We start from the raw sequence: 24,478 nt of genomic DNA on the forward strand, positions 1-24,478 counted from the left end.
TGTGGCACGGCCGGGCAGGAGTATTGAGTGTGACATCGCGAGCGACTTTGGGACGAACCGTACGATTGGGCACGGCGATGGCAGGGATCGCCGCGCTGATGAGCACCCCTGGCTTCGCCCAACAGACGCCCGCCGCCGCGCCGACCGTCCAGGCCGTCCCGCCGGTAGTTCCGGTGGCACCCATCGTGCCGCCGCCTACGATCAACAACGATCAGGCGGCACAGCTTGCCAAACTGCTCGCCGATGCCGGCTTCGCGCACGGGCTTCGCCACGACGGCACCGCGGCAGCGCGGCCCGAAAACAACGAGGCGGTGGTGCGCGCGGCGCTCGATTACGCCCGCGCGGTGCATTCGGGCCGGCTCGATGCCAGCGACTTCCAGCAGGATTGGGGGCTTCGCCCCGCCGCCTATGATCCCACCCCCGCTTTTGCCGACGCAGTGAAGCGCGATCGCATCGCAGCGTGGTTCCGCGCCCTACCGCCGCCTTATGCCGGCTATGACGGGCTGCAAAAGGGCCTCGCCAATTACCGCAAGATCGAGGCGAATGGCGGCTGGGCCACGATCCCCGCCGGGCCGGACATGGCAATGGGCGCAAGCGGCCCGCGCGTCGCGGCGCTGCGCAAGCGGCTCGCGGTCGAGGATAGCGAAGTCGTCGCGACCGGGTCCAGTTTCGATGCCGGATTGAAGGACGCGGTGGTCCGGGCGCAGCGGCGCTACGGGCTCAACCCCACCGGCGTGGTGTCGACCGGGACGCTCGGCGCGCTCAACGTGCCGGCGAGCGACCGCGTGCGCCAGATCATGGCGAACATGGAACGCTGGCGCTGGCTGCCGCAGGAGCTCCCGGCCAAGCGCATCCAGGTCAACATCGCCGCGGCAGTGCTCACGGTGTTCGAAGGCGACGCGCCGATCGCCTCGATGAAGGCGGTGACTGGGCGGCCGGGCCACGAGACGCCGATGCTCCAGTCGCGGATCCACTCGATCGTGCTCAATCCGCCGTGGAACGTCCCCGCCGGTATCGCCGCCAAGGAGCTGTTCCCCAAGGGCGCGGCCTACCTCGCGCGCAACAACTACAAGATCATCGGCACCGGCGCGAGCCGCCGGATCCAGCAGCAACCGGGGCCGAAGAGCGCGCTCGGGCTGTACAAGTTCGACTTCGACAATCCCTATGCCGTGTATCTCCACGATACCCCGGCACAGGCGCGGTTCGCGAGCTTCGACCGGCTCGACAGCCATGGCTGCGTGCGGCTGGAGAAACCGGGCCCGCTGGCGGAGCTGCTGCTGCGCAACGACCCTAATTGGCAGCCCGACCAGATCGACACTGCGCTCGCAACCGGCAAGACGCAGCGCGTCCAGCTGCAGCCGCAGGACCAGGTCCATGTCTATCTGCTCTATTGGACCGCATTCGCCAGCGCGAACGGCGCGATGAACTTCCGCGGCGACCCCTATGGCTGGGACAAGACGCTGGCGGCGAAGATCGAAAGGCGCTCGGCGATCACCGCCGTCGCCGCACGTTGAAAAGGGACCATTCGATGAATCTCAAGCGTTTCGCATTGCTCGCTTCGGTTGCCGGCGCACTCGCGCTCGGGGGGTGCGGCGGCGGCAAGGACGAAGCTCCGGCGCCGACCAACGCCGCGGACATGACGCCGATCGAGGTACCAAACAGCACGGCCGACACGACCGTCCCGACCGAAGCACCGGCCGCTCCGCGTATCGACAATGCGACGACGGAGAGCACGCCTGACGCCGCACCGCCGTCGCTGAGCGCCGACGAGCAGACCCAGGACGATGCCGATGCAACGGGCATGACCGCGCGCGTCTCGCGCGACGAAGGCGGCAACGACAGCCAGCCGGCACAGTAATGGGCGGGGACTGCCGCCGGCAGTCCCCGCCCATTTAGCGGTTGAGCTTGGCGAGAAGCTGGGCGCGCAGCCGCCGCGCCTTGATCTCGTCGAGCGTGCCGAGCGGACCACGGGCATGTTCCGGAAGATGCGCCCCGGCGCGATCGGCCGGACCGAAGATGTAATAGTCGAACAGCGCCTGCCAGCCACGCTTCTCGGCTTCGGGACGATCGCGCAAACTGAGCATCGCGTGGAGCAAGGTGTTTTGCGGGGTGTCGAGGAAGGTGGGGGAGGTGTTCCACCAATAGTTGATGAGCACGTTGAAAGGATCGAGCGCGTCGACCTGGTGCCACCACAAAGCGGGATAGAATAACAGGTCGCCGGGCTCGAGATCGGCGATTTGGGCGGCGTCGAGCGCGTCGCGGAAGCGCGGATAGCGATCCAAATCGGGTGCCCGGAAATCGACCATGGTAAGCGCCTGTCCGCCGGGGGTCGGCTCGAGCGGGCCGGGATAGAGATTGGCGACCTGATCGGGCGGGAACAAGGTGAAGCGCCGGCGCCCGACCACGCAGCAGGCCAGATTGTTCGACATGTCGTAATGCGCCGCGGCGGTCGTCCGGTTGCCGATCCAGATGCTCGCGATCGGCGGATTGGCGGCGAACATCGGATCGTTGAGCAGCAGGTCGTTCTCGCCGCGCAGCCCGGGCAGATAAGTGTCGAGATCGGTCGAGCCGATATAGAAAGACGGCGGCGCGGCGTCCGCCAGGTGCGCCCGGATTTTCGACAGGAAGCTGCTCAGCGGCTGGCGGTCTCCAGCGAAGTTGAACGCAGTCAGCTCCGCGTCATAGGCGAAGCGCCCACCGATCTCGGGCGCGCCGGTGAAGCCGACCACCGGCCAGCCGGCATCGAAGCGCAGGAGATAGTCCATCGCAGCTGCCGGCGACTCCAGGCCGAGCCGGACCAGCGGCCAATCGCGCGCGACGCCCTTGAGGATTGCAGGCCGCTGCGCCGCCAGCAGCTCGGCATAAGGGATCGCGTCGGGCGCGATACCCTCGATCACCTCGGTGCGGCGCGAAATGGCGAACGCGTCGCTCATGCCGCGAGCCGCATCAGCTTGCGCTCGATCAGGCGGTTGACGTTGCCGAGCGAGGCGGAGGCGAGCACCGCCGGCCGCAGATAATCGTCGCGGCTGAGCTGCTCGAGCTCGGCACCGCCCAGGTCGGCCAGCGTCTCCGCGGTGATCCCCGAATAGTCCGCAATCGCATAGCGGCGCTCCGCGTCGATCTCCACGTCGAGCTCGAGCGGCTGGAGCAGGCCGAGTGCATCGAAGGCCGAGTACATGTCCCGCGCCGCACTCGCATTGCTGCGCAGCAATGCGAGCACCCGCGTCGCATGGTCGAGATAACGGCCATTGCCGCCATGCGGCAGGAACAGCGGCTCACCGTCCTCTGCGCCTACGCGAGGATCGTCCATATCGACGTGCAGCCCCGTCGCGCCCAGCGAGAACGGACCGCGCTGCTGCACCAGCGGGATATGGCGGCTCGCCCATTTCTCGCCTTCGAGGAAGAGGTTCTCGTCGCGGTCGAGACCGAGCAGCACCACCGCCTGCAGCGCATCCTCGGCATCGCGCCGGAACAGGATCGGGAAGTCGCGCTGCGCCTCCTCGAACTCGGCAGGAAAAATCGGCAACTGGTTGACCGCGTCGCCGTACGCCGCGCCGTGACGCAGCGCGACCTTGAGGTCGCGGTGCGCTCCATTGTCGAGTGCGACCCGATTGGTCATGCTGTCCTTCCGCCGCCCATGCGCGCACCATGGCGCAAAGCCCCTGGCCGCTCAATCAGCGAGAAAAGGGCCGCTGCATCGCAACGGCCCCCTCTCCGCTCTTTCAGGCCTTGCGCGGCTCAGAACTTGAAGCGCGCACCGAGCAGGAAGCGGCGGTCGAGTTCCTGTGCGTACCACAGTTGCTTCTCGTCGCGGGCGTAGGTCCGCACGCTCTCCTCGGTGAGGTTGATCCCCTCAAGCGTGACCGCGATGTTCGGCGTGATCTCGTAGCTGATCGTCGCATCGAGCTGGCCGAACGGCGCCGTGAACTCAGGGTTGCGCGAGCCCTGGCGATTGATCCCCGACAGGAACTTGTCGCGCCAATTATAGGCGACGCGCGCAGAGAGACCGTTCTTCTCGTAGATCAGAGTACCGCTGAAGGTATCGCTGAGCCCCAACAGTGCGAACTGATCCTCGCCCGGGCTCGCTCCGATGTTGAAGCCGACGTCGCCGCGAACCAGAGTGTATTGCGCGCCGATGCCGAAGCCGGTGCTGCCGAGGAAATACTGGCCGGCAAGCTCGACGCCGTAGATCTCGGCATCCTTGTTGTTGATCGGCCGCGACAGCTGGAACTGATACAGTGGATCGGCGGCATTCGCATTCACGTCCAGCGAATTATTGATCGCCTGCACATAGGCGTCGCTGAGCGAGCCGGTTGCCGTATTGTAGTTCGCGCTGAACTCGGTCGTCGCCGCCGCGACCGAGCCGCGCGCCTGGATCAGCGCGGTCATCACGAACAGATTGACGTCGCTGGTTCCAACGCCAAGCCCCTGCAGCGCGGCCCGGGCGGCTGCCGAACGACCCGACGTGCCGGAGCTCGGATCGCGCAGCCCGAACAGGCTGGTGTTGGTCTGGCCGTTGCCGATGAAGTTGTGGACGCGCTTGTCGAAGAACGCGACCGACACATAGCTGTCCGGCTTGAAATACCATTCCAGCGAAGCATCGAAATTGTCCGAGACCAAGGGCGACAGCCGGGCGTTGCCGACATTCGCATTGGGGATGCCGCCATTGTAGATCGGCCGCGGCGGACCGCCGACCGTCGTGGCGGTGTAGAGGCTGTTGTAGTTCGGACGCGCTATCGTCTTGCTGTAGGAGAGGCGGCCGATCAGGTTGCGCGCCACTTCCACCTGGAAGTCGATCGACGGCAAGATCTGATCGTAGCTGTGGCCGTCGTCGACCACCTGGGTCGCGTTGGAGATCACCACGGTGAAGTCGTTGTCCGACACCCAGTTGATCGCGCCCGGGATCGCTTCGAGCGAGGTGGTGTGCGACTTGGTACGCTCGTAGCGAAGACCGGCGACGAGGCGCGCATCGGCACCGCCCAGGTCGCCCTTCCAAGTCAGCTGGCCATAAGCGGACCAGATTTCTTCCTTGACCCGATTGTCCTGGTTGCTGGTGACGCCCACCGCGTTGCCGCGGCCGGCATAATAAGGCGAGAGGATCGAATAGATGTCCGACGCCACGCCGCGGAAGGCGAGCTGCGATTCCGGATCGCCGCCCGGATTGAACTTGTCGAACTTACACTCGAGGCAGAAGCCCTGCAGCGCGCCGGGCGCCAGCCGCTCCACGTCGCCGGGGCTGTTGATGCCCCAGTCGCCCAGCGTCTGCTGGGTTGCGACGAAAGTCTGGTGCATGTCGGTCTTGCGATAGTCGCCGCCGAAATCGAACCGGCTGCCGGCGCCCAGATCCCAGCCGAAATCGGCGCGGATCTGCTTGACGGTCTGCTCCTGAGTCGACCGGTTGGTACGGCCGACCTGCGAGCCGACGTCGTTGACGTCGAGCGGCCCGCTCGCGCCGAACGTGATGTCCTGCTGCGGGATGCCGTTGGTGTAATCGACCGAATGCTGCGCGACCACGTTGGCGCCCATGCCGACCAAGGTCGAGGTCACGCCATTGGGATTATCCGGACGGCTCGACGACTTGGAATAATGGCCGTCGAGGTTGAGCGAGAAATTGCTCGCCAGCTCCCACTGCGCATTGAGGCCGTAATCCTGGAGCTGGCCCTTCTGCGCGCGCGATTGCGCTTCGAAGCCCTCGTCCTTCTGGCCGTTGATCGTCTCGCGCAGATATTGCGCGGTCGCGACCGTGGGATTGCCGTCGAACGTTACCACGTCAAACGGACGGCTGAACCAGTTCGACAGGTCCGACCGCGTTTCGCGCTGCTTGTTCTGCGCATAGAGCGCGTCGGCGGTCAGCGTCAGCGCGTCGGTCGGCTTGAACTGGATCACCGCCTGGCCGTTGATGCGCTCGCGCGTGCCCTCGGCATAGTGATAGCGGCTGTCGTTCGGGATCGCGACCAGCTGGTTGGGATTGGACGGCGCGTTGTTGATCACCGTGCAATTGGCCGCCGGGGTGCTGCCCGCGCAGATCTGCGGGATCGGCGGATCGCCCACCACCGTCGCCGGAGTGTTGCGCACGAAGCCGCCGGTCAGGAAGGTGCTGTACGGTACGATGTTCCAGTCGTTGGAAGTCGCCGCGATCGAAGTGTAGTTGCGCTTCTGATAGCTGCCGAACAGCGATACGCCGAAGCGCTGCTCCGGATCGCTCCAGCTCAGCACGCCGGAGAATTCGGGCGTGACCTTCGAGCCGCAATCGATGCAGTCGTTGACGCTGGTGTCGTACACCGCCTTGGCGCCGATGCTGCCGTTGAGGCCGGTATTGTTGCCGTCGAGCGGCCGCCGGGTGACAACGTTGATCGTCGCACCGATGCCGCCCGAGGGAACCGCGGCGCGGCCGGTCTTGTAGACCTCCAGCGTGCGGACGCCTTCGGTGGCGAGGTTGGAGAAGTCGAACGAGCGGCTGGTGCCCTGCGCGCCGTCGGCATTCTGGTCGCCGCCGACCACCGAGACGGTCGAGGTGGCGAGCTGGCGGCCGTTGAGCGTGACCATGTTGTAGGTCGGGCCGAAGCCGCGAACGGTGACCAGCGAGCCTTCGCCGTTGGTGCGGTTGATCGACACGCCCGGGATGCGCTGGAGCGATTCCGCCAAGTTGGTGTCGGGGAACTTGCCGATGTCTTCAGCCGAGATCGCGTCGACCACGCCCGACGATTCGCGTTTGATCGCGATCGAGCGTTCGAGGCTGGCGCGGATGCCGGTGACGACGACTTCGTCGCCCGCGGGTTCGTCCTGCGATGCGGGCGTCGCCGCCTCGGGTGCAGCGCTGCCCGCATCCTGCGCATAGGCCGCAGCGGGCATCAGGAAGCTCGCGGCGATGGCGAGCGCGGAAGCCGAGCGCGCGAGCGCCGGCGAAAGCCGAATGCTGTTCATTGTCCCCTCCTTGTCGGCGCGTCGAGGCGCCGCATGGTTTTTATATGAGCCGGCGAAGTCGCCTCTCGATGTTAACGCTACCACCTTGTCCTACGTTGTCAATGGGCGGGAAGCGGGGAACAACAATCTTGCAAATTCGGCGATGTCGATTATTTCTCAATTACTTGCTGAGGTCGACGCAGTGAGGTCCACGCGAAACTTTTCATCTGCGACAAAAATGGCACAGCGGTTTTTGTGCGACCGCCACCCTGTCCCCTCCCCGCTCACAGGGACGAATTGCTAGCGCGCCTCGCGTGCGACCCTGAACCAGTCAACGTCGATCGAACCCCGAGTCGCCGCGTCCCCCCGCGTGAAAGTGAACAAGGCAGGCCGCGAGCCCTTCCACCACGAGAAGCGCGCCAGCCAGAGCGGCGGACCGAGCGGGATGAAGCGGCGGCCGTCGAGGCTGTACGAATAGCGCACCGTCTGGTCTTCGCCGACATCGGCAGCCAGGATCACGGTCGCGCCGGCCAACCGCGGGCCTTGGGTCTCCTCGCCCTCCGAGGCGAAAGTGACGTGGTTGACGCCGCCCGCCCGCACCACGCCGATCCAGCTTGGCCGCACGCCGAACAGGGAGAGACCGGCGCGCTGACCCTCGGCCATGCGACCGACGTCGATCCGCGTCGTGATTCGGCTGCGCGGGCCCTGGAGGGTTTGAGTCAGCGTGTTGCGCGCAGTGACGAGATGCTCGGCGGGGAGCGCAGTGAGCCGCAGCCAGCCGGGGCGCCGCGACAGGCTCCACGCGCTGTCGAGCGGGTTCTGGTTCCATGACCATTGCAGTCCCAGCCGCGGGCCCATGAATTCATCGGAGTCCTGGATCCGATCGCTGGTGGGCACGGCGCCGGTGTCCGGCATGCGATAGCTGAGCACGGGCTGCCCCGATGCCTTGTCGGGGATCGGCTCGCCGACGATCGGCCAGCCCTCGGCCCAGCGCACCGGCTGGAGGTGGACGATGCGGCCGAACGCGCCGGTCGAATTGAAATGCGCGAACCAGCCCTCGCCCGACGGCGTCTCGACATAGCCGCCCTGGTGCGGCCCCTGGACGGGGGTGTTGCCCGGCTCGAGCACGGTCCGCCATTCATAGGGTCCGCGGATCTCGCGCGCGCGGCCTACCGCCTGCGGCCCGGTGCCGACGCCGCCGATCGGCGCCCAGATATAGTAATAGCCGCCGCGCTTGTAGAGCTTGGGGCCTTCGAGGACCGGGAGCTTTTCCTTGTCCTCGGCGATCACCTTGCCCTGGTCGAGCACGCCGGTACCGTCGGGGCGCATGCGGTGGAGTACCAAAGGACCGGCGCCGACTTTGCCATGGACCAGCCATGCGCTGCCGTCCTCGTCCCAGAATGGGCACGGGTCCTCGAGTCCGGGCTGGGCGATCACCGCAACGGGCGCAGTCCACGGGCCGGCCGGATCGGTCGCGGCAGCCATGAACACGCCTTCGTCGGGGGTCGCCCAATAGACGTAGAACTTGCCGGCGTGATGACGGATGCTCGGCGCCCAGACGCCGCTGGCATATTTCGTGCCGCCGATCGGCTTGGAGATCTTGTCGGTCAGCGTGTGCGGTCCCGGCATGTCGTAGAGCGGCCCGAACGGCAGCTTCGGCAGGACATGCCCGAGGATGCGCCAATGGACGAGGTCGCGCGACGTGAGCACGGGGATGCCGGGCGAGAAATGGAAGCTCGAGGCAACCATGTAATAGTCCTGCCCGACGCGGATAACGTCGGGATCGGAATAATCGGCATAGAGGATCGGGTTCGTGTAGCTCGCCTGCGCATGGGCCGCGGCCGGCGTCGCGAGCGTTAGCATGATCGCCGCAAACTTCCACATATCGGCCTCTCCTCCCGGTTTATGGGAGCGCTACCATTTATCGCTGGCGTCCGCCAAGCCCGGCGGGCATCCTGCACCAATCCGGCTCGACAGCGGCTCCCATCTTATGGCACATCATGTCAGGCAATGAGACGCGCAGCTTCCACTCTCGATTACCGCGAACTCGCCCGCCGGCGGCTTCCGCATTTCCTGTTCGAATATATCGACGGCGGCTCCTACGCCGAAGTAACGCTGAAGCGGAATGTCGACGATCTCGCGGCGATCGCGCTGCGCCAGCGCATCCTGCGGGATATTTCGTCGCTTGACCTTTCGACGACATTGTTCGGGCAGAAGCTCAAGATGCCGGTCGCGCTCGCGCCGATCGGGCTGGCGGGGATGAACGCGCGGCGCGGCGAAGTGCAGGCGGCACGGGCGGCGGAGAAGGCCGGTATCCCCTTCTGCCTGTCGACGGTGTCGGCGTGCCCCTTAAGCGAAGTCGCGCGCGGCACCAACGTGCCCTTCTGGTTCCAGCTCTACATGATCCGCGACCGCGGCTTCATGCGCGAACTGCTCGACCAGGCAGTCGCGGCCGGGTGCAACGCCTTGGTGTTCACCGTCGACATGCCAGTGCCGGGATCGCGCTATCGCGACTATCGCTCGGGGCTCGCCGGGGCGAGCGGCGCAGCGGGCGGGCTGCGCCGGATCTGGCAGGCGGTCAAGCGGCCGCATTGGGCGTGGGACGTCGGGGTGCACGGGCGGCCGCACCAGCTCGGCAACGTCGCGCCGGTGCTCGGCAAGAATACCGGGCTCGAGGACTTCTTCGCCTGGATGCGCAACAATTTCGACCCGACGGTGAGCTGGCGCGACCTCGACTTCATCCGCGAGCGCTGGAACGGGCCGCTGATCATCAAGGGCATCCTCGACGCCGAGGACGCCCGCGCCGCGGCCGAGATCGGCGCCGACGGGATTGTCGTGTCGAACCATGGCGGGCGCCAGCTCGACGGCGTCCCCTCGACCGCGCATGCGCTGCCGGCGATCGCCGATACCGTTGGCGACCGGCTGACCGTGCTCGCCGATGGCGGCGTGCGCTCGGGGCTCGACGTCGTGCGGATGCTGGCGCTCGGCGCCAAGGGCGTGCTGCTCGGCCGCGCCTGGGCGTTCGCGCTCGCCGCGCGCGGCGAAGCCGGGGTCAGCCACATGCTCAAGCTGGTCGAGGCCGAGATGCGCGTCGCGATGGCGCTGACCGGCTGTACCAGCGTCGACCAGATCACGCGTGACGCCTTGGTGGAGACGATGCGCCGCTGAGCTTTGGAGATAAGGCACGGGCATAACGCCCGGCAGGGAGAGGAAGATGGATCGTAGCGAAGGAACCGCCCTCGGGCGGCGGGACGTTCTCGGCGGGCTTGCGGCGGGCACTGCGCTCGCCACTGCGCTCGACGCCAATGCGGCGAGCATCGCGGCGGCCAAGCGCAAGCGCTACGTCGCCGTCGGTGTTGGCAGCCGCAATCGGATGTACCAGCAGGCCCTGTGGGGACCGCACAAGGCGCATGGCGAGCTGGTCGCGGTCTGCGACACCAATCCCGGGCGGCTCGATTATGTCGCGCGCAACGCCATCGCCGTGGGCGCCACGCCGCCCAAGCCCTATCTCGCCGCCGATTTCGACAAGATGCTGCGCGAGCAGAAGCCCGACGCAGTGATCGTCACCCCGCCCGATGCCTTCCACAACGATTATATCATCCGCGCGCTCGACGCCGGGGTCAACGTCATCACCGAAAAGCCGATGACGACCACCGCGGCCAAGGCACAGGCGATCCTCGACGCGGTCAAGCGCAGCGGGCGGCACATTCGCGTCACTTTCAACTATCGCTACTCGCCCTTCCGCAGCCAGGTGAAGGAGCTGCTGATGTCCGGTGTGATCGGCGACATACTGTCGGTCGATTTCCACTGGCTGCTCAACACCGTCCACGGCGCCGACTATTTCCGCCGCTGGCATTCGAACAAGGCCATTTCGGGCGGCCTGATGGTGCACAAGGCGACGCACCATTTCGACCTGGTCAACTGGTGGCTGTCGGACATGCCGGTCAGCGTCAACGCCACCGGCAAGCGCGAATTCTACACGCCCGAAATGGCGCGCCGCTTCGGGCTGCAGGGCGCGCACCAGCGCTGCCACACCTGCCCGGAGAAGGACAAATGCACCTTCTTCCTCGATCTCGCCGCCGATCCCGGGCTCAAGGCGCTCTACCTCGATGCCGAGAAATATGACGGCTATTTCCGCGACCAATGCGTCTGGCGGCCCGAGATCAGCATCGAGGACACGATGAACGTGATCGTCGGCTATGCCGGGGGCACGACGCTCAGCTACAGCCTCAATGCATTCAATGCCTGGGAAGGCTATACCGTCGCGTTCAACGGCACCAAGGGCCGCCTAGAGCATAGCGTGGTCGAGCAGGGCGCCACCGCGGGCGCGAGCAACGAGCGCGACGAGGACCGAATCAAGACGCGGATCATCCCGATGCGGGGCGAGGCACGCGACATCCAGCCCGACACCGGCGCGGGGTCGCATGGCGGCGGCGACGCGGTGATGCTCGCCGACATCTTCGATCCCAACGCGCCCAGAGATCCACTGATGCGCGCCGCCGACGAGCGGGGCGGCGCCGCCTCGTGCCTGATCGGCATCGCGGCAGACAAATGTTTCGAGACCGGCCAGCCGGTGAAGATCGCCGACCTGATCACCGGCCTCGACATGCCCAAGCTCCCCAAGATGCCCGGGCACAAGGAGCGCGTGCCGATGCCGATGCGATTGCAGCAGGGCTGAGCAGATTGACCTATGCGCCGTCATCCCCGCAAAAGCGGGGACCCATCTCCTACAGTATCGGCGAGTGCACGCATGCCTTTCGCCGCGCGTTGCGGATGTGGGTTCCTGCTTTCGCGGGGTTGATGCTGGTATGTGCGAGCGCGGCCCCTGCCCTCGCCCAGCCGATCGACCGGCATGCCTTGGTCAACCGCCACGACGTGACGCTCACCCGCGTCGACCCGCATGCCCCGCTGATGCTCGGCAACGGCAATCTTGGCTTCACCGCCGACATCACCGGGCTGCAGACCTTTCCCGAGCAATATGCGCCGATCGCGCCGCTGCTGACGATGGCGCAATGGGCGTGGCACAGCTTCCCCAATCCCAAGGGCTATAGCGAGCGCGACGGGCTGGTAATGGTCCCCGTGCCCGGCCGCGGCGAGCAGGGCTATCCGTGGATCCGCGACTGGTCCGAGATCGAGAAACGTCCCGCGTTGCAATGGCTGCGCGAGAACCCGCATCGCTTCTCGCTCGGTCGGGTGAGCCTCGCGCTGCTGCGGCGAGACGGCACCCAGGCACGCTTCTCCGACCTGTCGGCGACGCGGCAGAAGCTCGATCTGTGGTCGGGATCGCTGACCAGCAGCTTCGTCTTCGACGGCCAGCCGGTGACCGTCGAGACACGCGTGCATCCGGACCGCGACATGGTAATGGTGTCGATCCGCTCGCCGCTGGTGGCGCAGGGCCGGATAGGCGTCGATGTGCGCTATCCGGGCGTGTCGGCGAAGCTCAATCCCGACCCATCCGACTGGACGCATGACGAAAGCCACCGAACGCGTATCCTCGAACAGGGGCCTGGGCAGCTGGTCGCCGAGCGCCTGCTTGATGACACGCGATATTTCTCGGCGATCGGCTCGCCCGGAAGTGCAATCACCCGAGCCGGATCGCATAGCTTTCGCGTGCTGCGTCGTGACGGCGACCGGCTCGACGTGACAGTGGGCTTCGAGCGCATCCGGCAGGCGCCTGGCGCCTATGACGTCACGCCGGTCGCGCGGCACTGGCAGCATTACTGGACGCAAGGCGGCGCGATCGACTTCAGCGGCAGCACCGATCCGCGCGCCGCCGAACTCGAACGCCGCGTCGTGCTCTCGCAATATCTCGCCGCGATCAATCAGGCCGGCGAATATCCGCCGCAGGAGGAGGGGCTGTTCTCGAACAGCTGGAACGGCAAGTTCCACCTCGAGATGCCGATCTTCCATGCCGGGCATTGGGCGAGCTGGGGCCGGCCCGAACTGCTCGAACGCAGCCTCGGCTGGTATCTCCAGGTCCTGCCCCAGGCGCAGCGGCTAGCACGCAGCCACGGCGTAAAGGGCGCGTGGTGGAGCAAGATGACCGGCCCCAATGGCTGGAACAGCCCGAGCACGGTCAACCCGTTCATCATGTGGCAGCAGCCGCACCCGATCTACCTCGCCGAACTGGTCCGGCGCGCACGCGGCGACCGAGCGACGCTCGAGCGTTATGGCGAAATGGTCGAGCAGACCGCCGAGCTGCTCGCCAGCTGGCCGCGACGCGAGGGCGACCGCTATGTGCTCGGTCCTCCGATCATCCCGGTGCAGGAGAACCATCCGCCGCTGACCACGATCGACCCTGCCTTCGAGATTGAATATTATCGCTGGGCGCTCGGCACCGCGCAGCGCTGGCGCGAACGGCGCGGGCTGGCGCGCAACGCGGAATGGGATCGCGTGATCGCCGGGCTCGCGCCACCGCCCGAGCGCGACGGGCTGTACCTGCCGGTCGAGAGCGAACCCGATTTCTGGCGCACGAGCAGCGCACCCGAATGCAGCCGCCACGCGACGCCGCCACGCTGCCTCAATCGCGACCACCCCTCATTCCTGATGGCCTATGGACTGATCCCCGGCCGCGTCGATCCAGCGGCGATGCGGCGCACGCTGGCGGCAACCGAAGACCATTGGGACCTGCGGCAGACCTGGGGCTGGGATTTCCCCGTGATCGCAATGTCCGCGGCGCGGCTGGGGGATCGCGAGCGGGCGGTCGACTGGCTGTTCCGCGACCTGCCCAACAATCGCTGGGGCGTCAGCGGGATGACCCCGCGCGTGCATCTCGAAGAGGAAAAGCAACTCGTCGGCCCCGCCGCGGGAAGCGCGGGACTCGGTCCGGACGGCCCCGGCTATGCGCGCGCTGCCGAGACCTATTTCCCGTCGAACGGCTCACTGCTGCTCGCGGTCGGGATGATGGCGCAAGGTTGGGACGGATCGTCGGGACCGGCGCCCGGATTCCCCCGCCGTGGTTGGAAAGTGCGCGCAGAGGGGATCACCCCGCTGCCTTGAACTGTCCCGCTCAGGTGTTTTTCCGTACTGTTCGCCCGACCTATTCAGGAGTATGAAGGTTAGGCTCCGCAGGGTTCCCCCTAAGGGGTACGGCCGGGCGGCGTTTAACTCCCTTTTCCGCCGTCCGGCCGGCCGTGCTCCAGCCGATACAGGCGCTGCGCATTGCCCCCGAATATCGCCGCGTGATCGCCGACCGGCACCAGTGCGCGCGCCTTTTCCAGCCAATCGCCATAGCTTGCGACAAGCGTCAGCACCGGCCAGTCGCTCCCCCAGATCAGCCGCTCGCGTCCGAACGCGCGCCACAGTCGGTCGAACACATCGGCCACCGGCGCGGTCTCGGTCACCAGCCCCGACAGCTTGGCGTGGACATTCGCGCATCGGGCGATCGAGTCGATTCCGCGCGACCACGAGTCGAAACCCTGCGCCTGCGGTTTTGCGGCGTGATCGATGACGATCTGCAATTCGGGGTGCCGCGACGCGAGCCGCGCGAGTGATTCGAGATGGCGCGGCTGGATCAATGCTTCGAGCACGAGCCCTTGCGCCGCCATCACCGTCAGCGCCGCGTCGTCTGCCCGATCGTACCAGTCGTCCGCCAGACCCTGCACCATCGGCCGCAGGCCGCGCAGCCGCGGATGATCGGCCAAGGCTGCGACGCGTGCCTCTGCATCTGGCGCAGCCAGGTCGACCCAGCCCACCACGCCCGCGATCAGCGGATCGGCGAGGCTCAGCAGCCAATTGGTGTCGGCCGGGTCGGTCTGGCTCTGGACGAGCAGGACGCCCTCGACGCCCTGCCCCGCCGCGGCACGATAGCCGGCAAGATCGAAGTCGCGGTGGATCGTGGGAAGATCCGCGTCCGGCCAGACGCAGCCGTTGCGGCCAATCTGCCAGACATGCACATGCGCATCGATCAAGCCGCGCCCGCCCTGGATTTTAGCGCGAACGCCAGCACGACAAGGAAGCCCCCGGCCGGCACCAGCATCGCCCACAGGATCGAGCCGCTCACGTCCGAGACGTAGCCCATCAGCGCGGTCAGCACCGCGCCGCCGATGATCGCCATCACCAGCAGTGCCGCGGCCGATTTGGTGCGCGTCCCCAGCCCCGCCACCGACTCGGCGAAGATCGTCGGATACATGATCGACATGAAGAAGCTCGTCGCGACGAGCGCGGCGATCCCCAATGCTCCGCCCAATGTCGCGGCAATGGCGCAGAGCAAGGCGGCGATCCCGGCGAAGCTGGCCAGCAGCGGCAGCGCGGCGATTCGCCCCATCAGCGCCGCGCCGGCGAAGCGCCCGGCCATGAACAAGGCCAGCGACAGCGTGAGCCAGCCCGCGGCGCGATGCTCGCCGGTCCCAGGCAGCGCGACCTGCGAATAGCGGATCAGGAAACTCCACACGCCGACCTGCGCGCCGACATAGAAGAATTGCGCGACCACGCCGAACAGCAAGCGCGGCTCGCGCAGCAAGATGCGAAAGTCATCGAGTGCCCCGACACCCTCGTCGACATCACGCTCGGTCGCCACGGCGGGAAAGCGGACGACACGGATCAGCACCGCCCAGCCGATCACGACGAGCGCGATCAGCAAATACGGCAATTGCACCGACGCCGCCTCCTGCGCGCGCCACGCCGCCGCCGCGGCCGGCTCCATCGCCGCAATCTGCGCCGGCGACACCGCGACTCCCGACAGGATGAACTGGCTGCCCAGCGCCACGCCGGCGATCGACCCGAGCGGGTTGAACGCCTGGGCGAGGTTGAGGCGCCGCGCGGCGGTTTCCTCCGAGCCGAGCCGCGCTATCAGCGGGTTCGCCGAAGTCTCGAGAAAGGCGAGTCCGCCGGCGATCACGAACAAGGCGGCGAGGAAGAAGGGATAGCTCTGCGCGCTCGCTGCCGGCCAGAACAATAGCGCACCGGCGCCGTAGAGCCCGAGCCCGGCGAGCACCGCCGCGCGATAGCCGTTGGCACGCATGAACAAGGCGGCCGGGATCGCGAGGCAGAAATAGCCGAGATAGAATGCCGATTGGACCAGCCCGGCCTGCAGGTCGCTCAGGGTGAACAGTTTCTTGAAGTGCGCGATCAGCACGTCGTTGAGGTTGTTCGCCATGCCCCAGAGGAAGAACAAGGCGACGATCAGTACCACCGGCAGCAGCGCTGACGGACGTGCGCCGCGGGGCGAAACCTCGGTCGATGCGATCTGGGCTTCCACGCTCATTCTCTCCCTGCGCCGCCCGTTTTGGGTCTTGCGCATATAAAAACACTCTTCAAATACGAATGCAACAAGCGCTGTGCCTCATCTGTCGCCGCCATCTTCATTCCGGGGCCAGCAACAGATACACGGTGCGGGACAGAACGCCATGAGGGGGTGCCGTGAAGAAGGTCGCTGAAGACAAGAGCGAGATCGATTCGCGCTATCGCGCGCCGGCGTTGGAGAAGGGTCTCGACATCCTCGAGCTGCTGGCGACCGAGGCGCGGCCGATGACCCTGACGGCAATCGTCAACCGGCTCGAACGCTCGCATGGCGAGCTGTTCCGCATGGTCCAGGTGCTCGAATTCCGCGGCTATATCGAGCAGGATCCGTCGAACGAAGGCTACCGGCTGACCGACCGGCTGTTCTCGCTCGGCATGCAGCAGCCGCGCACGCGCAACCTGATCGAGGCGGCGCTGCCGGTGATGCGCCAGCTCGCGTCGAGCGTCGGCCAGTCGTGCCACCTCGCCATGCACACCTTGGGCGAAATGGTAGTGGTGGCGCGGATGGAATCGAGCGAGCAGCTCGGCTTTTCGGTCCGCGTCGGCTATCGTCGGCCGCTGCACCAGGCGGCGTCGGGGGTGATCCTCTATGCCTTCCAGCCCGAGGATGTCCGCGAGCGCTGGGAAGCCCTGCTCGATCCGCCCTTGCCCGAAGCCGAGTTGGCAGCGTTCCGCCGGCATGCCGACGAGATACGCGAGCGCCAGGTCGAGCTTACGCCGAGCCAGTTCGTCGCCGGGGTGACCGACGTATCGGCACCGGTGATGCGCGGCGGGATGGCGGCGGCGGCGCTGACCGTGCCCTATCTCAAGAAGCTCCAGCCCTCGGTCTCCGCCAAGGAGACCGCCGAGCTGGTCCGGCTCGCCGCAGCGCAGATCTCCGAGCAGCTCGTCGAAGGCGACAGCCGGATCTGAGGATCAGACCGTCCAGCCGCCGTCGATCACCTGGATCTGCCCGGTGGTGAAGCTGGATTCGTCCGAGCCGAGATAGAGCGCAAGCGCGGCGATCTCGTCGACCTTGCCCAGCCGGCCCATCGGCTGGCGCGCGTTGAACGCGACCAGGGCGTTCTCATAATCGCCGGTCGCGCGCAGCCTTTGATGGAGCGCGGAGGTGTCGATCGTGCCGGGGCAGATCGCGTTGCAGCGGATGCCCTGCGCGACATAATCGGCGGCGACCGCCTTGGTGATGCCGATCACCGCCGCTTTGGACGCGCCATAAGCGAACCGATTGGGCACGCCGGTGATCGAGCTCGCGACCGACGCCATGTTGACGATCGAGCCGCTGCCCTTTGCGAGCATCGCCGGCAGCGCCGCGCGGATCATGCGGAACATCGCGGTGACGTTGAGATCGAACGACGCTTGCCAATCGGCTTCGCTGCAGTCGAGGATCGTGCCGGCGGCGACCATGCCGGCGCAGTTGAACAATATGTCGAGCGGAGGCGTCTCGGCGAACAGCGCGTCGATCGCCGCGGCGTCGCAGATGTCGACTTGGCGCGTGACGCAATTGGCGAGCGTTGCGAGCGCGTCGCCGTCGCGATCCACCGCCCATACCGTCGCGCCTTCGCGGACATAGAGTTCGGCGGTGGCGCGGCCGATCCCGTGCGCCGCGCCGGTGATCAGCGCCGTCTTTCCTGCAAGCCTGCCCGTCATGCCCTTAGTGTCTCCAATGTTTCGGTCGTCGGGACGAGCGCATCGCCGCGCAGCAGCCCGAGATGTTTGAGTTCGGCCCAGAGCTGCACCGGGATCGTCGTCGCGTAGCGCGCGAGCGTCTCGGCGACTTCGGCGGCGCTCGCCAGCCCCGGGACCACGCTGACCACCGCAGGATGGCCGAGCACGAACTGCAGGGCGGCGGCGCCGAGCGCGACATCGTGCCGTGCGCAGACCGCCTCGATCTGCCGCGCGCGCTCGACGATCGGCGCAGGCGCCGCGGCATAATCGTAATGCGCGTCGGCGCGCGTCCCCTGCCCCGCCAATATCCCGCTATTATAGGGGCCACCGATCACGATTCCGACGCCTGCGTCGATGCAGCGCGGCAGCAGCGCGTCCATCGCGCCCTGTTCGAGCAGGGTATAGCGACCGGCGAGCAGGATCACGTCCAGCGACGCGCGGCCTAGCAATTCGAGCGCGACTTCGCATTCGTTGACGCCGATCCCGAACGCCGTGATCGCGCCTTCGCTGCGCAGCCGTTCGAGCGCGCGCAGCCCGCCGTCGAGTTCGACCATCCGCCCGGCGTGGCGGTCGCCGTGCGTCAGCCGGCCGATATCGTGGACGAGCAGGATATCGATCCGCTCGACGCCGAGCCGTGCCAAGCTCGCCTCGTGAGAGCGCAGCACGCCGTCATAGGAATAGTCATAGACCGGTTCGTAGGGTTCGGCCGAACGGAAGCCGTGCCGCTCGGCTGGAAGCGCGCCCTCCACCGGCACGAGCAGGCGGCCCACCTTGGTCGAGACGACCACGCCTTCCGCTGTTGCCAACCCGGCACCGAGCCGCTTCTCCGCGAGGCCGAAGCCGTAATAAGGCGCGGTGTCGCCGTAGCCCATGCCGCCCGCGAGCGCGGCGGTGACCGCAGCGGTGGCATCTTCATCCGAGACGGTGCGATAGAGATTGCCGAGCGGTGCGGTGCCCAGCCCGAGTTCGGACAATTCGAGCCCGCAGCTCGGCAGGCGGCGTGTCGCGATCATCGCGTCTCGCCGAAGGCAAAGATGCGCTGCATCGGCACCCATTTCTCGCCCGGCGCGGCATGCGGCAGCGCACGCTGGAAACGCCACATCAGCGCTTCCCAATCCTCGATCTCGGCCGGCGCCACCACAGCGCGGGGGTAATCCTCGGCCACTTCGGAGATCATCACCATGCGATCGCCGGTGCGCCAGATCTCCATCGTCTCGACGCCCTGCGCGCGGAGATGATCGAGCACCACCGGCCAGACCGCGCCGGGCGCATGGCGCGCCTCATATTCGGCGATGAGCGCCGCATCGTCGATCAGATCGAGCGCAAAGCAGTGCCGGATTGCCATCGTGTCCCTTCTTCGCGGCGCCTATCCTGGCGCTGTGATCCTCGCCGCGCCTCTAGCACAACAGGAAACTTGCACCACAGCCAATTCGCACCTATAAAAATTCAAATCATCTGCGAACATGCAGTGTCGCGGCGCGGAGGTATCGCGCGGTGTTTTGGAGGGGGCAGCAAAACCGATGATCGACAGGGCATGCGCGACGCGCCGGCAAGCATATCGGGGGCCGGTCTCCGCACAATGACGATAATTCGCAAGCTGCGCGTGCTCGACGTCCGTTTCCCGACGTCGCAGATGCTCGACGGATCGGACGCTATGAATCCCGATCCGGATTATTCGGCGGCCTATTGCATCCTGGAGACCGATGACGGGCTAGAAGGGCACGGTCTCACCTTCACGATCGGCCGCGGCAACGACATCGTCTGCGCGGCGATCGAGGCGCTGGCGCCCTTGGTCGAAGGGCTCGACCTCGACTGGATCCGCGAGGACGGCGCGCGCTTCTGGGCGCACATCACCGGCGACAGCCAGCTGCGCTGGATCGGGCCCGAAAAGGGGGTGATCCACCTCGCCACCGGCGCGGTGGTCAACGCGGTGTGGGACCTGCTCGCCAAGGTGGCCGGCAAGCCCTTGTGGCAGCTGATCGGCGAGATGTCCCCGGCCGAGCTGATCGGGCTGATCGACTTTCGCTACATCACCGACTGCGTTACGCGCGAGGAAGGGCTGGCGCTGCTCGAGGCGCGCGCCACGGGCAAGGCCGAGCGTATCGCGACGCTGAGCGACAAGGGCTATCCCGCCTATACCACCTCGGCGGGCTGGCTCGGCTATTCGGACGAGAAGCTCGCGCGGCTCTGCCACGAAGCCGTGGCCGAGGGCTTCGACCATGTGAAGCTCAAGGTTGGGCGTTCGGTGGAGGACGATGTCCGTCGCGTCCGGATCGCGCGCGAGGCGTTGGGTCCGGACCGCAAGCTGATGATCGACGCCAACCAGGTTTGGGAAGTCGATCAGGCCGTCGCGCATCTCGGCGCGCTCGCCTTTGCCGATCCTTGGTTCATCGAAGAACCCACCAGCCCCGACGATGTCGAGGGGCATCGCCAGATCCGCGAGGCGATCGCGCCGATGCGCGTCGCCAGCGGCGAGATGTGCCAGAACCGAGTGGTCTTCAAGCAGTTCATCATGCGCGGCGCGATCGACGTGGTGCAGATCGACGCGTGCCGACTGGGCGGTGTCAACGAAGTGCTGGCGGTGCTGCTGATGGCGGCGAAGTACGACTTGCCGGTATGCCCGCATGCCGGCGGCGTCGGCTTGTGCGAATATGTCCAGCACCTCGCGATGATAGACTATTTGTGCTTTGCGGGCACGACCGAAGGCCGCGTGATCGAATATGTCGACCATCTCCACGAGCATTTCGTCGACCCCTGCGTGATCGAGCGCGGCGCCTATCGCGCGCCGACCCTGCCGGGCTTTTCGATCGAAATGAAGGCAGCGAGCCTGGCGACTTTCCGCTATCGCAAGGATGGGCAAGTGCTGGCGGCAGACGCGGCCGAATAATCGGGGGGGAATTTCGATGCGGCGGGTGCTGGGAGTGTTGGCGGCGCTCGCGGCGCTGCTCGGAGTCCCCGCCGCGGCGCAAGACGTGCCGCACATCGTCTCGCGCGGCGGCAAGCACGCGCTGATCGTTGACGGCGCGCCCTTCCTGATGCTCGCCGCACAGGTCAATAATTCGAGCAACTATCCGGCGATGCTGCCCAAGGTGTGGCCGGTGATCGATCGGCTCCAGGCCAACACGTTGCAAGTGCCGATCGCTTGGGAGCAGATCGAGCCGCAGGAAGGCAAGTTCGACTTCGCCTTCCTCGACACCCTGCTCGAACAGGCCCGCGAGCATGACGTGCGGCTGGTGCTGCTGTGGTTCGCGACGTGGAAGAACACCGGCACCGCTTATGCCCCGGGCTGGGTCAAGCGCGACAATGCACGCTTCCCGCGGATGATCGGGCGCGACGGCAAGACGCACTACGCCTTCACACCGCTGGCCAAGTCGACTCTCGAAGCCGACACCAAGGCGTTCGTCGCGCTGATGCGGCACCTGCGCGCGCGCGACTCCCAGAACACCGTGATCCTCGTCCAGGTCGAGAACGAGCCCGGCAACTATAGCAGCGCGCGCGATCATTCGCCCGAAGCCGACCGGCTATTCGCCGGCCCCGTCCCCGCGGCATTGCTCAAGCAGACGAGCAAGCAGCCGGGGACTTGGGCGGCAGTCTATGGCCGCGATGCCGAGCTGTTCTTTCAGAGCTGGCACGTCGCGCGGTACATCGATCAGGTCGCCGCGGCCGGAAAGGCGGTAAAGCCGTTGCCGATGTACGCCAATGCGGCGCTGACCGGCAGCCCGTTCGGCTGGCAAGACCCCAACACCTATGCCAGCGGCGGCCCGGCGCACACCGTGATCGACGTGTACAAGCCTGCAGCACCGCACCTCGATCTGGTCGGGCCCGACATCTACAATCCCGATCATAAGGCGTATCTCGGCTTCCTCGATGCGTACGCGCGCGCCGACAATCCATTGTTCGTACCGGAGACCGGCAATGCGCGCGGCTATGCCCGCTATTTCTTCCCGACGATCGGCCGCGGCGCCGTCGGCTGGTCGATTTTCGGGATGGACGCGACCGGCTACTCGAACTTCCCGCTCGGCGCACCGACCCTCGACGCGGCGACGATCGACCTGTTCGCGCGCAACTACCGCCTATTCCGGCCGATGCAGCGCGAATGGGCGCGGCTCGCCTTCGAGAGTCAGGTGTGGGGCGTCGCTGAGCCCACAGACCCCACGGCCAAGCACAGCCAGTCGCTCGACCTCGGCGCGTACGAGGCGACGGTGACGTTCGGACGCGGGCAATTCGGCTTCGAGGCGCCCAAGGGCAATGCCGAACCGCTGGGCGGCCTCGCCGTCGCGCGGATGGGCCCCGACGAATATCTGGTGACAGGCTTCGACGCGCGCGTGGAGTTCGCGCTCGCCGATCCGGGCGGCCGCAATCTGATGTTCGACCGCGTCGAGGAAGGCCATTTCGCCGAAGGCAAATGGGTTTTCGATCGCGTCTGGAACGGTGACCAGACCGATTATGGGCTCAACTTCACCGGCGAGCCGCAGGTGCTCAAGGTGAAGTTCGCGACCTGGCCGTGACCGACTGATCTACTGCGGAGCGTCGAATGTGAAGCGGTGCGCCTCGTCCGCGATCATCACCGTCACCACCAGCCCCCGCGCGCGCTTGTCGCGGAACTTGATCTTCTCGGTGACGAGCTGCCCGGCGGCGACCTGTCCGGGCGCGATCACCCCGTCGGCGAGGATGCCGGCCTTCAAGGCCGCCACCTGCGCGTCGGCCGCGGCGACGTCGGTAGCCTTGGGCTTGCGCCGGCGCGATCCCTGCGCGACGCCGGCCCCCATGCCGCCGGTATAGCCGCTGACGTCGCGCTGGCCGGCATTGTTGGTGAGCATCGCCGGGGCCTCGATCACGCCCGAGACCGACCCGCCTCCGTCCCCCGCCGCGGCGCGCGCTTCTGCGATCAGCGCCGCGAGGGGCAGGATCACGACCCCCTCCCCCGCTCCGGTGGCGATCCGCACCGAGGCGGGGCCGAAGGGAACCGGCGCCTTGGTCCGGTTCTGCGCTGCCACGCGTAGCACCAGCCGGCCACCCGAGAGAGCGGGGTCGGCGCTGATGACGACGGTGCTCACGGTCTTGGCCGAAGTAACGCCCGTCGCGATGTCCTGCGCCCGCGCGCCGGACAGGGGCGACGCGGCGCTCATCAGCAGCAGCAGCGCCGGCAGGATCATGCGGTGCTTCATCTTTCGGCTCCTATGAGGCGAGCGGCATCGGCGCGCGGCGTGGCGCGGCAATATCGGTCGATGAACTTCGCGTGCGTGAGCATCTGACCGGCGGCGCGATCGATCACCTGGCGCATGCCGGCGAGGATCGCCGCCAATTCCTGCGGCGCGACGCTGTCGGCAAGCGGATCGTGCCCAGCAGGCGAGATGCCCTGCCCGGTCAGCACGGCGAGCCAGCTCGGCGGATTGAAGACGTCGCCCGGCCGCTCGACCAGCCGGCCGCTGGCGCGGAACAGCTCGATACGGTCCGCCAGCGTATCCGGGATCGGCATCGCACGGCACTGGCGCCAGAACGGCTCCTCGCGTTCGTTGGCGCGATAATGGAGGACGAGGAAGTCGCGCACCGCCTCCATCTCGACGTCGACGAGCCGGCTATATTCCTGCGCCAGCCGAGGATCGCAATTGCGATCGGGAAACAGCGACAGCAGCTTCGAAATCCCCGTCTGGATCAAATGGATGCTGGTCGATTCGAGCGGCTCGAGAAAGCCCCCGGCAAGGCCCAGCGCGACGCAATTGCGATGCCACGGGCGTCGTCGCCGCCCGGTGGCGAAGCGGAGCGCGCGCGGCTCGCCTTCCGGAAGTCCGTCGAGGTTGCCGAGCAGGCTGGCGTGCACCGCCTCGTCCGAAATCGCGCCGCTGCAATAGACCTGGCCGTTGCCGGTGCGGTGCTGGAGGGGGATGCGCCATTGCCATCCCGCCGCGCATGCGGTTGCGCGGGTGTAGGGCAAGGGTCGGCGACCCGCGCGCACGCGATTGCCAGCGCGCGGTCGCACGGCAGCCAGTGCGACCAATCCTCGTAGCCGGTATCGATCGCCTCGGTGATCAGCCCGCGAAAGCCGGTGCAGTCGAGGAACAGCTCGGCGCCGAGTGCACGGCCGTCGGCGAGGACCAACCGATCGACGAACCCGTCCTCGCCCCGCAGCACGACATCGGCGACACGCCCCTCGACGCGCTCGACGCCGCGCGCCTCGGCGAACGCGCGGAGATAGCGTGCGTAGAGCGCTGCATCGAAATGATAGGCCCAGGAGAAAGTCGAGAATACCCGCCCCGATTTCGGCGTCGGCACCTCGAACCGGCCGCGATATGCCGCCTGGTGGTTAAGCGAATAGGCGTCGATCGGCGTGTCGGCGCCCAGCGCCCGCGCGCGCAGCCAGTGCTGGTGGAACGGCGCCATGCCGAAATCGTCGCCATAACGCCCGAAGGGATGGAAATAGTGCGCCCCCTCGCGCTGCCAGCCATCGAACTCTATCCCGAGCTTGAACGTCCCCTGCGTCGCCGCGAGGAAATCGCATTCGTCGATCCCGAGCATCCGGTTGAACAGCTGGATGGGCGGGATCGTCGCCTCGCCGACGCCGACCGTGCCGATCTCATCCGATTCGACCAGGACGACGCGGCATTGGTGCGGCCGAAACGCCACCGCCAGCGCTGCCGCTGCCATCCAGCCGGCAGTGCCCCCGCCGGCG

Annotated in this window: 18 protein-coding genes and 1 pseudogene; 8 read left to right on the forward strand and 11 right to left on the reverse strand. The window is 66.9% G+C overall.

Annotation, left to right across the window (positions count from 1 at the left end; genetic code table 11):
• Window positions 1-98: 98 nt before the first annotated feature.
• The gene (locus AC3WJI_RS14540) at window positions 99-1,514 is read left to right on the forward strand and encodes a L,D-transpeptidase family protein (RefSeq protein WP_492757995.1); all 1,416 of its coding nucleotides are present in this window, start codon (window positions 99-101) and stop codon (window positions 1,512-1,514) included.
• Window positions 1,515-1,528: 14 nt separating this feature from the next.
• Window positions 1,529-1,858: a hypothetical protein gene (locus AC3WJI_RS14545; RefSeq protein ID WP_492757996.1), complete on the forward strand. Its 330-nt coding sequence runs from the start codon at window positions 1,529-1,531 to the stop codon at window positions 1,856-1,858.
• A 34-nt stretch (window positions 1,859-1,892) separates the two neighbouring features.
• Here the strand turns inward: AC3WJI_RS14545 and AC3WJI_RS14550 are convergent, their stop codons facing one another.
• From AC3WJI_RS14550 to AC3WJI_RS14565, 4 genes are all read right to left on the reverse strand, one after another.
• On the reverse strand, window positions 1,893-2,933 hold the full coding sequence (locus AC3WJI_RS14550; protein ID WP_492757997.1) for a cupin-like domain-containing protein: 1,041 nt from the start codon (window positions 2,931-2,933) through the stop codon (window positions 1,893-1,895).
• Window positions 2,930-3,619 (reverse strand): SapC family protein, encoded by a 690-nt coding sequence (locus AC3WJI_RS14555; RefSeq protein WP_492757998.1) that lies wholly within the window; start codon window positions 3,617-3,619, stop codon window positions 2,930-2,932. The genes AC3WJI_RS14550 and AC3WJI_RS14555 overlap by 4 nt, the downstream gene beginning before the upstream one ends.
• A 119-nt stretch (window positions 3,620-3,738) precedes the next feature.
• Window positions 3,739-6,924, reverse strand: a complete 3,186-nt coding sequence (locus AC3WJI_RS14560) for a TonB-dependent receptor (RefSeq protein ID WP_492757999.1) — start codon at window positions 6,922-6,924, stop codon at window positions 3,739-3,741.
• Window positions 6,925-7,203: 279 nt separating this feature from the next.
• On the reverse strand, window positions 7,204-8,787 hold the full coding sequence (locus AC3WJI_RS14565; RefSeq protein WP_492758000.1) for a glycoside hydrolase family 43 protein: 1,584 nt from the start codon (window positions 8,785-8,787) through the stop codon (window positions 7,204-7,206).
• 126 nt (window positions 8,788-8,913) lie between these two features.
• On the opposite strand from AC3WJI_RS14565, the gene lldD reads away from it, so the two are divergent.
• The 3 genes from lldD (at window position 8,914) to AC3WJI_RS14580 (ending at window position 13,902) form a co-directional block, all read left to right on the forward strand.
• On the forward strand, window positions 8,914-10,071 hold the full coding sequence (gene lldD / locus AC3WJI_RS14570) for an FMN-dependent L-lactate dehydrogenase LldD (RefSeq protein ID WP_492758001.1): 1,158 nt from the start codon (window positions 8,914-8,916) through the stop codon (window positions 10,069-10,071).
• 46 nt (window positions 10,072-10,117) lie between these two features.
• Window positions 10,118-11,581 carry a Gfo/Idh/MocA family protein gene (locus tag AC3WJI_RS14575; protein ID WP_492758002.1) on the forward strand — a complete coding sequence of 488 codons (1,464 nt, stop codon included), beginning with the start codon at window positions 10,118-10,120 and terminating at the stop codon, window positions 11,579-11,581.
• Between the two features lie 122 nt (window positions 11,582-11,703).
• A complete protein-coding gene (locus AC3WJI_RS14580; RefSeq protein WP_492758003.1) occupies window positions 11,704-13,902 on the forward strand; it encodes a hypothetical protein in 2,199 nt (732 codons plus the stop codon).
• Between the two features lie 104 nt (window positions 13,903-14,006).
• Here AC3WJI_RS14580 and AC3WJI_RS14585 read toward each other — a convergent pair whose 3' ends face one another.
• Together AC3WJI_RS14585 and fucP are read right to left on the reverse strand one after the other, a co-directional pair.
• On the reverse strand, window positions 14,007-14,813 hold the full coding sequence (locus AC3WJI_RS14585; RefSeq protein WP_492758004.1) for an amidohydrolase family protein: 807 nt from the start codon (window positions 14,811-14,813) through the stop codon (window positions 14,007-14,009).
• Window positions 14,810-16,108 (reverse strand): L-fucose:H+ symporter permease, encoded by a 1,299-nt coding sequence (gene fucP, locus AC3WJI_RS14590; protein WP_492758005.1) that lies wholly within the window; start codon window positions 16,106-16,108, stop codon window positions 14,810-14,812. Before fucP ends, AC3WJI_RS14585 begins: the two co-directional genes overlap by 4 nt.
• A 155-nt stretch (window positions 16,109-16,263) precedes the next feature.
• On the opposite strand from fucP, the gene AC3WJI_RS14595 reads away from it, so the two are divergent.
• Window positions 16,264-17,055, forward strand: coding sequence for an IclR family transcriptional regulator (locus tag AC3WJI_RS14595; RefSeq protein WP_492758006.1), 792 nt, complete (start codon window positions 16,264-16,266; stop codon window positions 17,053-17,055).
• Window positions 17,056-17,058: 3 nt separating this feature from the next.
• On the opposite strand, the gene AC3WJI_RS14600 is transcribed toward AC3WJI_RS14595, so the two are convergent.
• The 3 genes from AC3WJI_RS14600 to AC3WJI_RS14610 are packed head-to-tail and all read right to left on the reverse strand — an operon-like array spanning window position 17,059 to window position 19,153.
• On the reverse strand, window positions 17,059-17,790 hold the full coding sequence (locus AC3WJI_RS14600; RefSeq protein WP_492758007.1) for an SDR family oxidoreductase: 732 nt from the start codon (window positions 17,788-17,790) through the stop codon (window positions 17,059-17,061).
• The gene (locus AC3WJI_RS14605) at window positions 17,787-18,821 is read right to left on the reverse strand and encodes an aldo/keto reductase (protein WP_492758008.1); all 1,035 of its coding nucleotides are present in this window, start codon (window positions 18,819-18,821) and stop codon (window positions 17,787-17,789) included. The genes AC3WJI_RS14600 and AC3WJI_RS14605 overlap by 4 nt, the downstream gene beginning before the upstream one ends.
• Window positions 18,818-19,153 carry an L-rhamnose mutarotase gene (locus tag AC3WJI_RS14610; RefSeq protein WP_492758009.1) on the reverse strand — a complete coding sequence of 112 codons (336 nt, stop codon included), beginning with the start codon at window positions 19,151-19,153 and terminating at the stop codon, window positions 18,818-18,820. Before AC3WJI_RS14610 ends, AC3WJI_RS14605 begins: the two co-directional genes overlap by 4 nt.
• A gap of 234 nt (window positions 19,154-19,387) precedes the next feature.
• Here AC3WJI_RS14610 and AC3WJI_RS14615 point away from each other — a divergent pair, with 234 nt between their 5' ends.
• A complete protein-coding gene (locus AC3WJI_RS14615) occupies window positions 19,388-20,695 on the forward strand; it encodes an L-fuconate dehydratase (RefSeq protein WP_492758010.1) in 1,308 nt (435 codons plus the stop codon).
• A gap of 16 nt (window positions 20,696-20,711) precedes the next feature.
• Window positions 20,712-22,316, forward strand: a complete 1,605-nt coding sequence (locus AC3WJI_RS14620; protein WP_492758011.1) for a DUF5597 domain-containing protein — start codon at window positions 20,712-20,714, stop codon at window positions 22,314-22,316.
• A gap of 9 nt (window positions 22,317-22,325) precedes the next feature.
• On the opposite strand, the gene AC3WJI_RS14625 is transcribed toward AC3WJI_RS14620, so the two are convergent.
• Together AC3WJI_RS14625 and AC3WJI_RS14630 are read right to left on the reverse strand one after the other, a co-directional pair.
• Window positions 22,326-22,976: a hypothetical protein gene (locus AC3WJI_RS14625; RefSeq protein ID WP_492758012.1), complete on the reverse strand. Its 651-nt coding sequence runs from the start codon at window positions 22,974-22,976 to the stop codon at window positions 22,326-22,328.
• Window positions 22,973-24,453: pseudogene (locus tag AC3WJI_RS14630) on the reverse strand (tryptophan halogenase family protein). The gene AC3WJI_RS14625 and the pseudogene AC3WJI_RS14630 overlap by 4 nt, the downstream one beginning before the upstream one ends.
• Between the last annotated feature and the right edge of the window lie 25 nt (window positions 24,454-24,478).

Source organism: Sphingomonas sp. FW306-1B-B10E (assembly GCF_058782005.1).

Coding starts and splice junctions, on each gene's coding strand:
- AC3WJI_RS14540 (WP_492757995.1), top strand. CDS start 99: ATGAGCACCCCTGGCTTCGCCCAACAGACGCCCGCCGCCGCGCCGACC.
- AC3WJI_RS14545 (WP_492757996.1), top strand. CDS start 1,529: ATGAATCTCAAGCGTTTCGCATTGCTCGCTTCGGTTGCCGGCGCACTC.
- AC3WJI_RS14550 (WP_492757997.1), bottom strand. CDS start 2,933: ATGAGCGACGCGTTCGCCATTTCGCGCCGCACCGAGGTGATCGAGGGT.
- AC3WJI_RS14555 (WP_492757998.1), bottom strand. CDS start 3,619: ATGACCAATCGGGTCGCACTCGACAATGGAGCGCACCGCGACCTCAAG.
- AC3WJI_RS14560 (WP_492757999.1), bottom strand. CDS start 6,924: ATGAACAGCATTCGGCTTTCGCCGGCGCTCGCGCGCTCGGCTTCCGCG.
- AC3WJI_RS14565 (WP_492758000.1), bottom strand. CDS start 8,787: ATGTGGAAGTTTGCGGCGATCATGCTAACGCTCGCGACGCCGGCCGCG.
- lldD (WP_492758001.1), top strand. CDS start 8,914: ATGAGACGCGCAGCTTCCACTCTCGATTACCGCGAACTCGCCCGCCGG.
- AC3WJI_RS14575 (WP_492758002.1), top strand. CDS start 10,118: ATGGATCGTAGCGAAGGAACCGCCCTCGGGCGGCGGGACGTTCTCGGC.
- AC3WJI_RS14580 (WP_492758003.1), top strand. CDS start 11,704: ATGCTGGTATGTGCGAGCGCGGCCCCTGCCCTCGCCCAGCCGATCGAC.
- fucP (WP_492758005.1), bottom strand. CDS start 16,108: ATGAGCGTGGAAGCCCAGATCGCATCGACCGAGGTTTCGCCCCGCGGC.
- AC3WJI_RS14600 (WP_492758007.1), bottom strand. CDS start 17,790: ATGACGGGCAGGCTTGCAGGAAAGACGGCGCTGATCACCGGCGCGGCG.
- AC3WJI_RS14605 (WP_492758008.1), bottom strand. CDS start 18,821: ATGATCGCGACACGCCGCCTGCCGAGCTGCGGGCTCGAATTGTCCGAA.
- AC3WJI_RS14610 (WP_492758009.1), bottom strand. CDS start 19,153: ATGGCAATCCGGCACTGCTTTGCGCTCGATCTGATCGACGATGCGGCG.
- AC3WJI_RS14615 (WP_492758010.1), top strand. CDS start 19,388: ATGACGATAATTCGCAAGCTGCGCGTGCTCGACGTCCGTTTCCCGACG.
- AC3WJI_RS14620 (WP_492758011.1), top strand. CDS start 20,712: ATGCGGCGGGTGCTGGGAGTGTTGGCGGCGCTCGCGGCGCTGCTCGGA.
- AC3WJI_RS14625 (WP_492758012.1), bottom strand. CDS start 22,976: ATGAAGCACCGCATGATCCTGCCGGCGCTGCTGCTGCTGATGAGCGCC.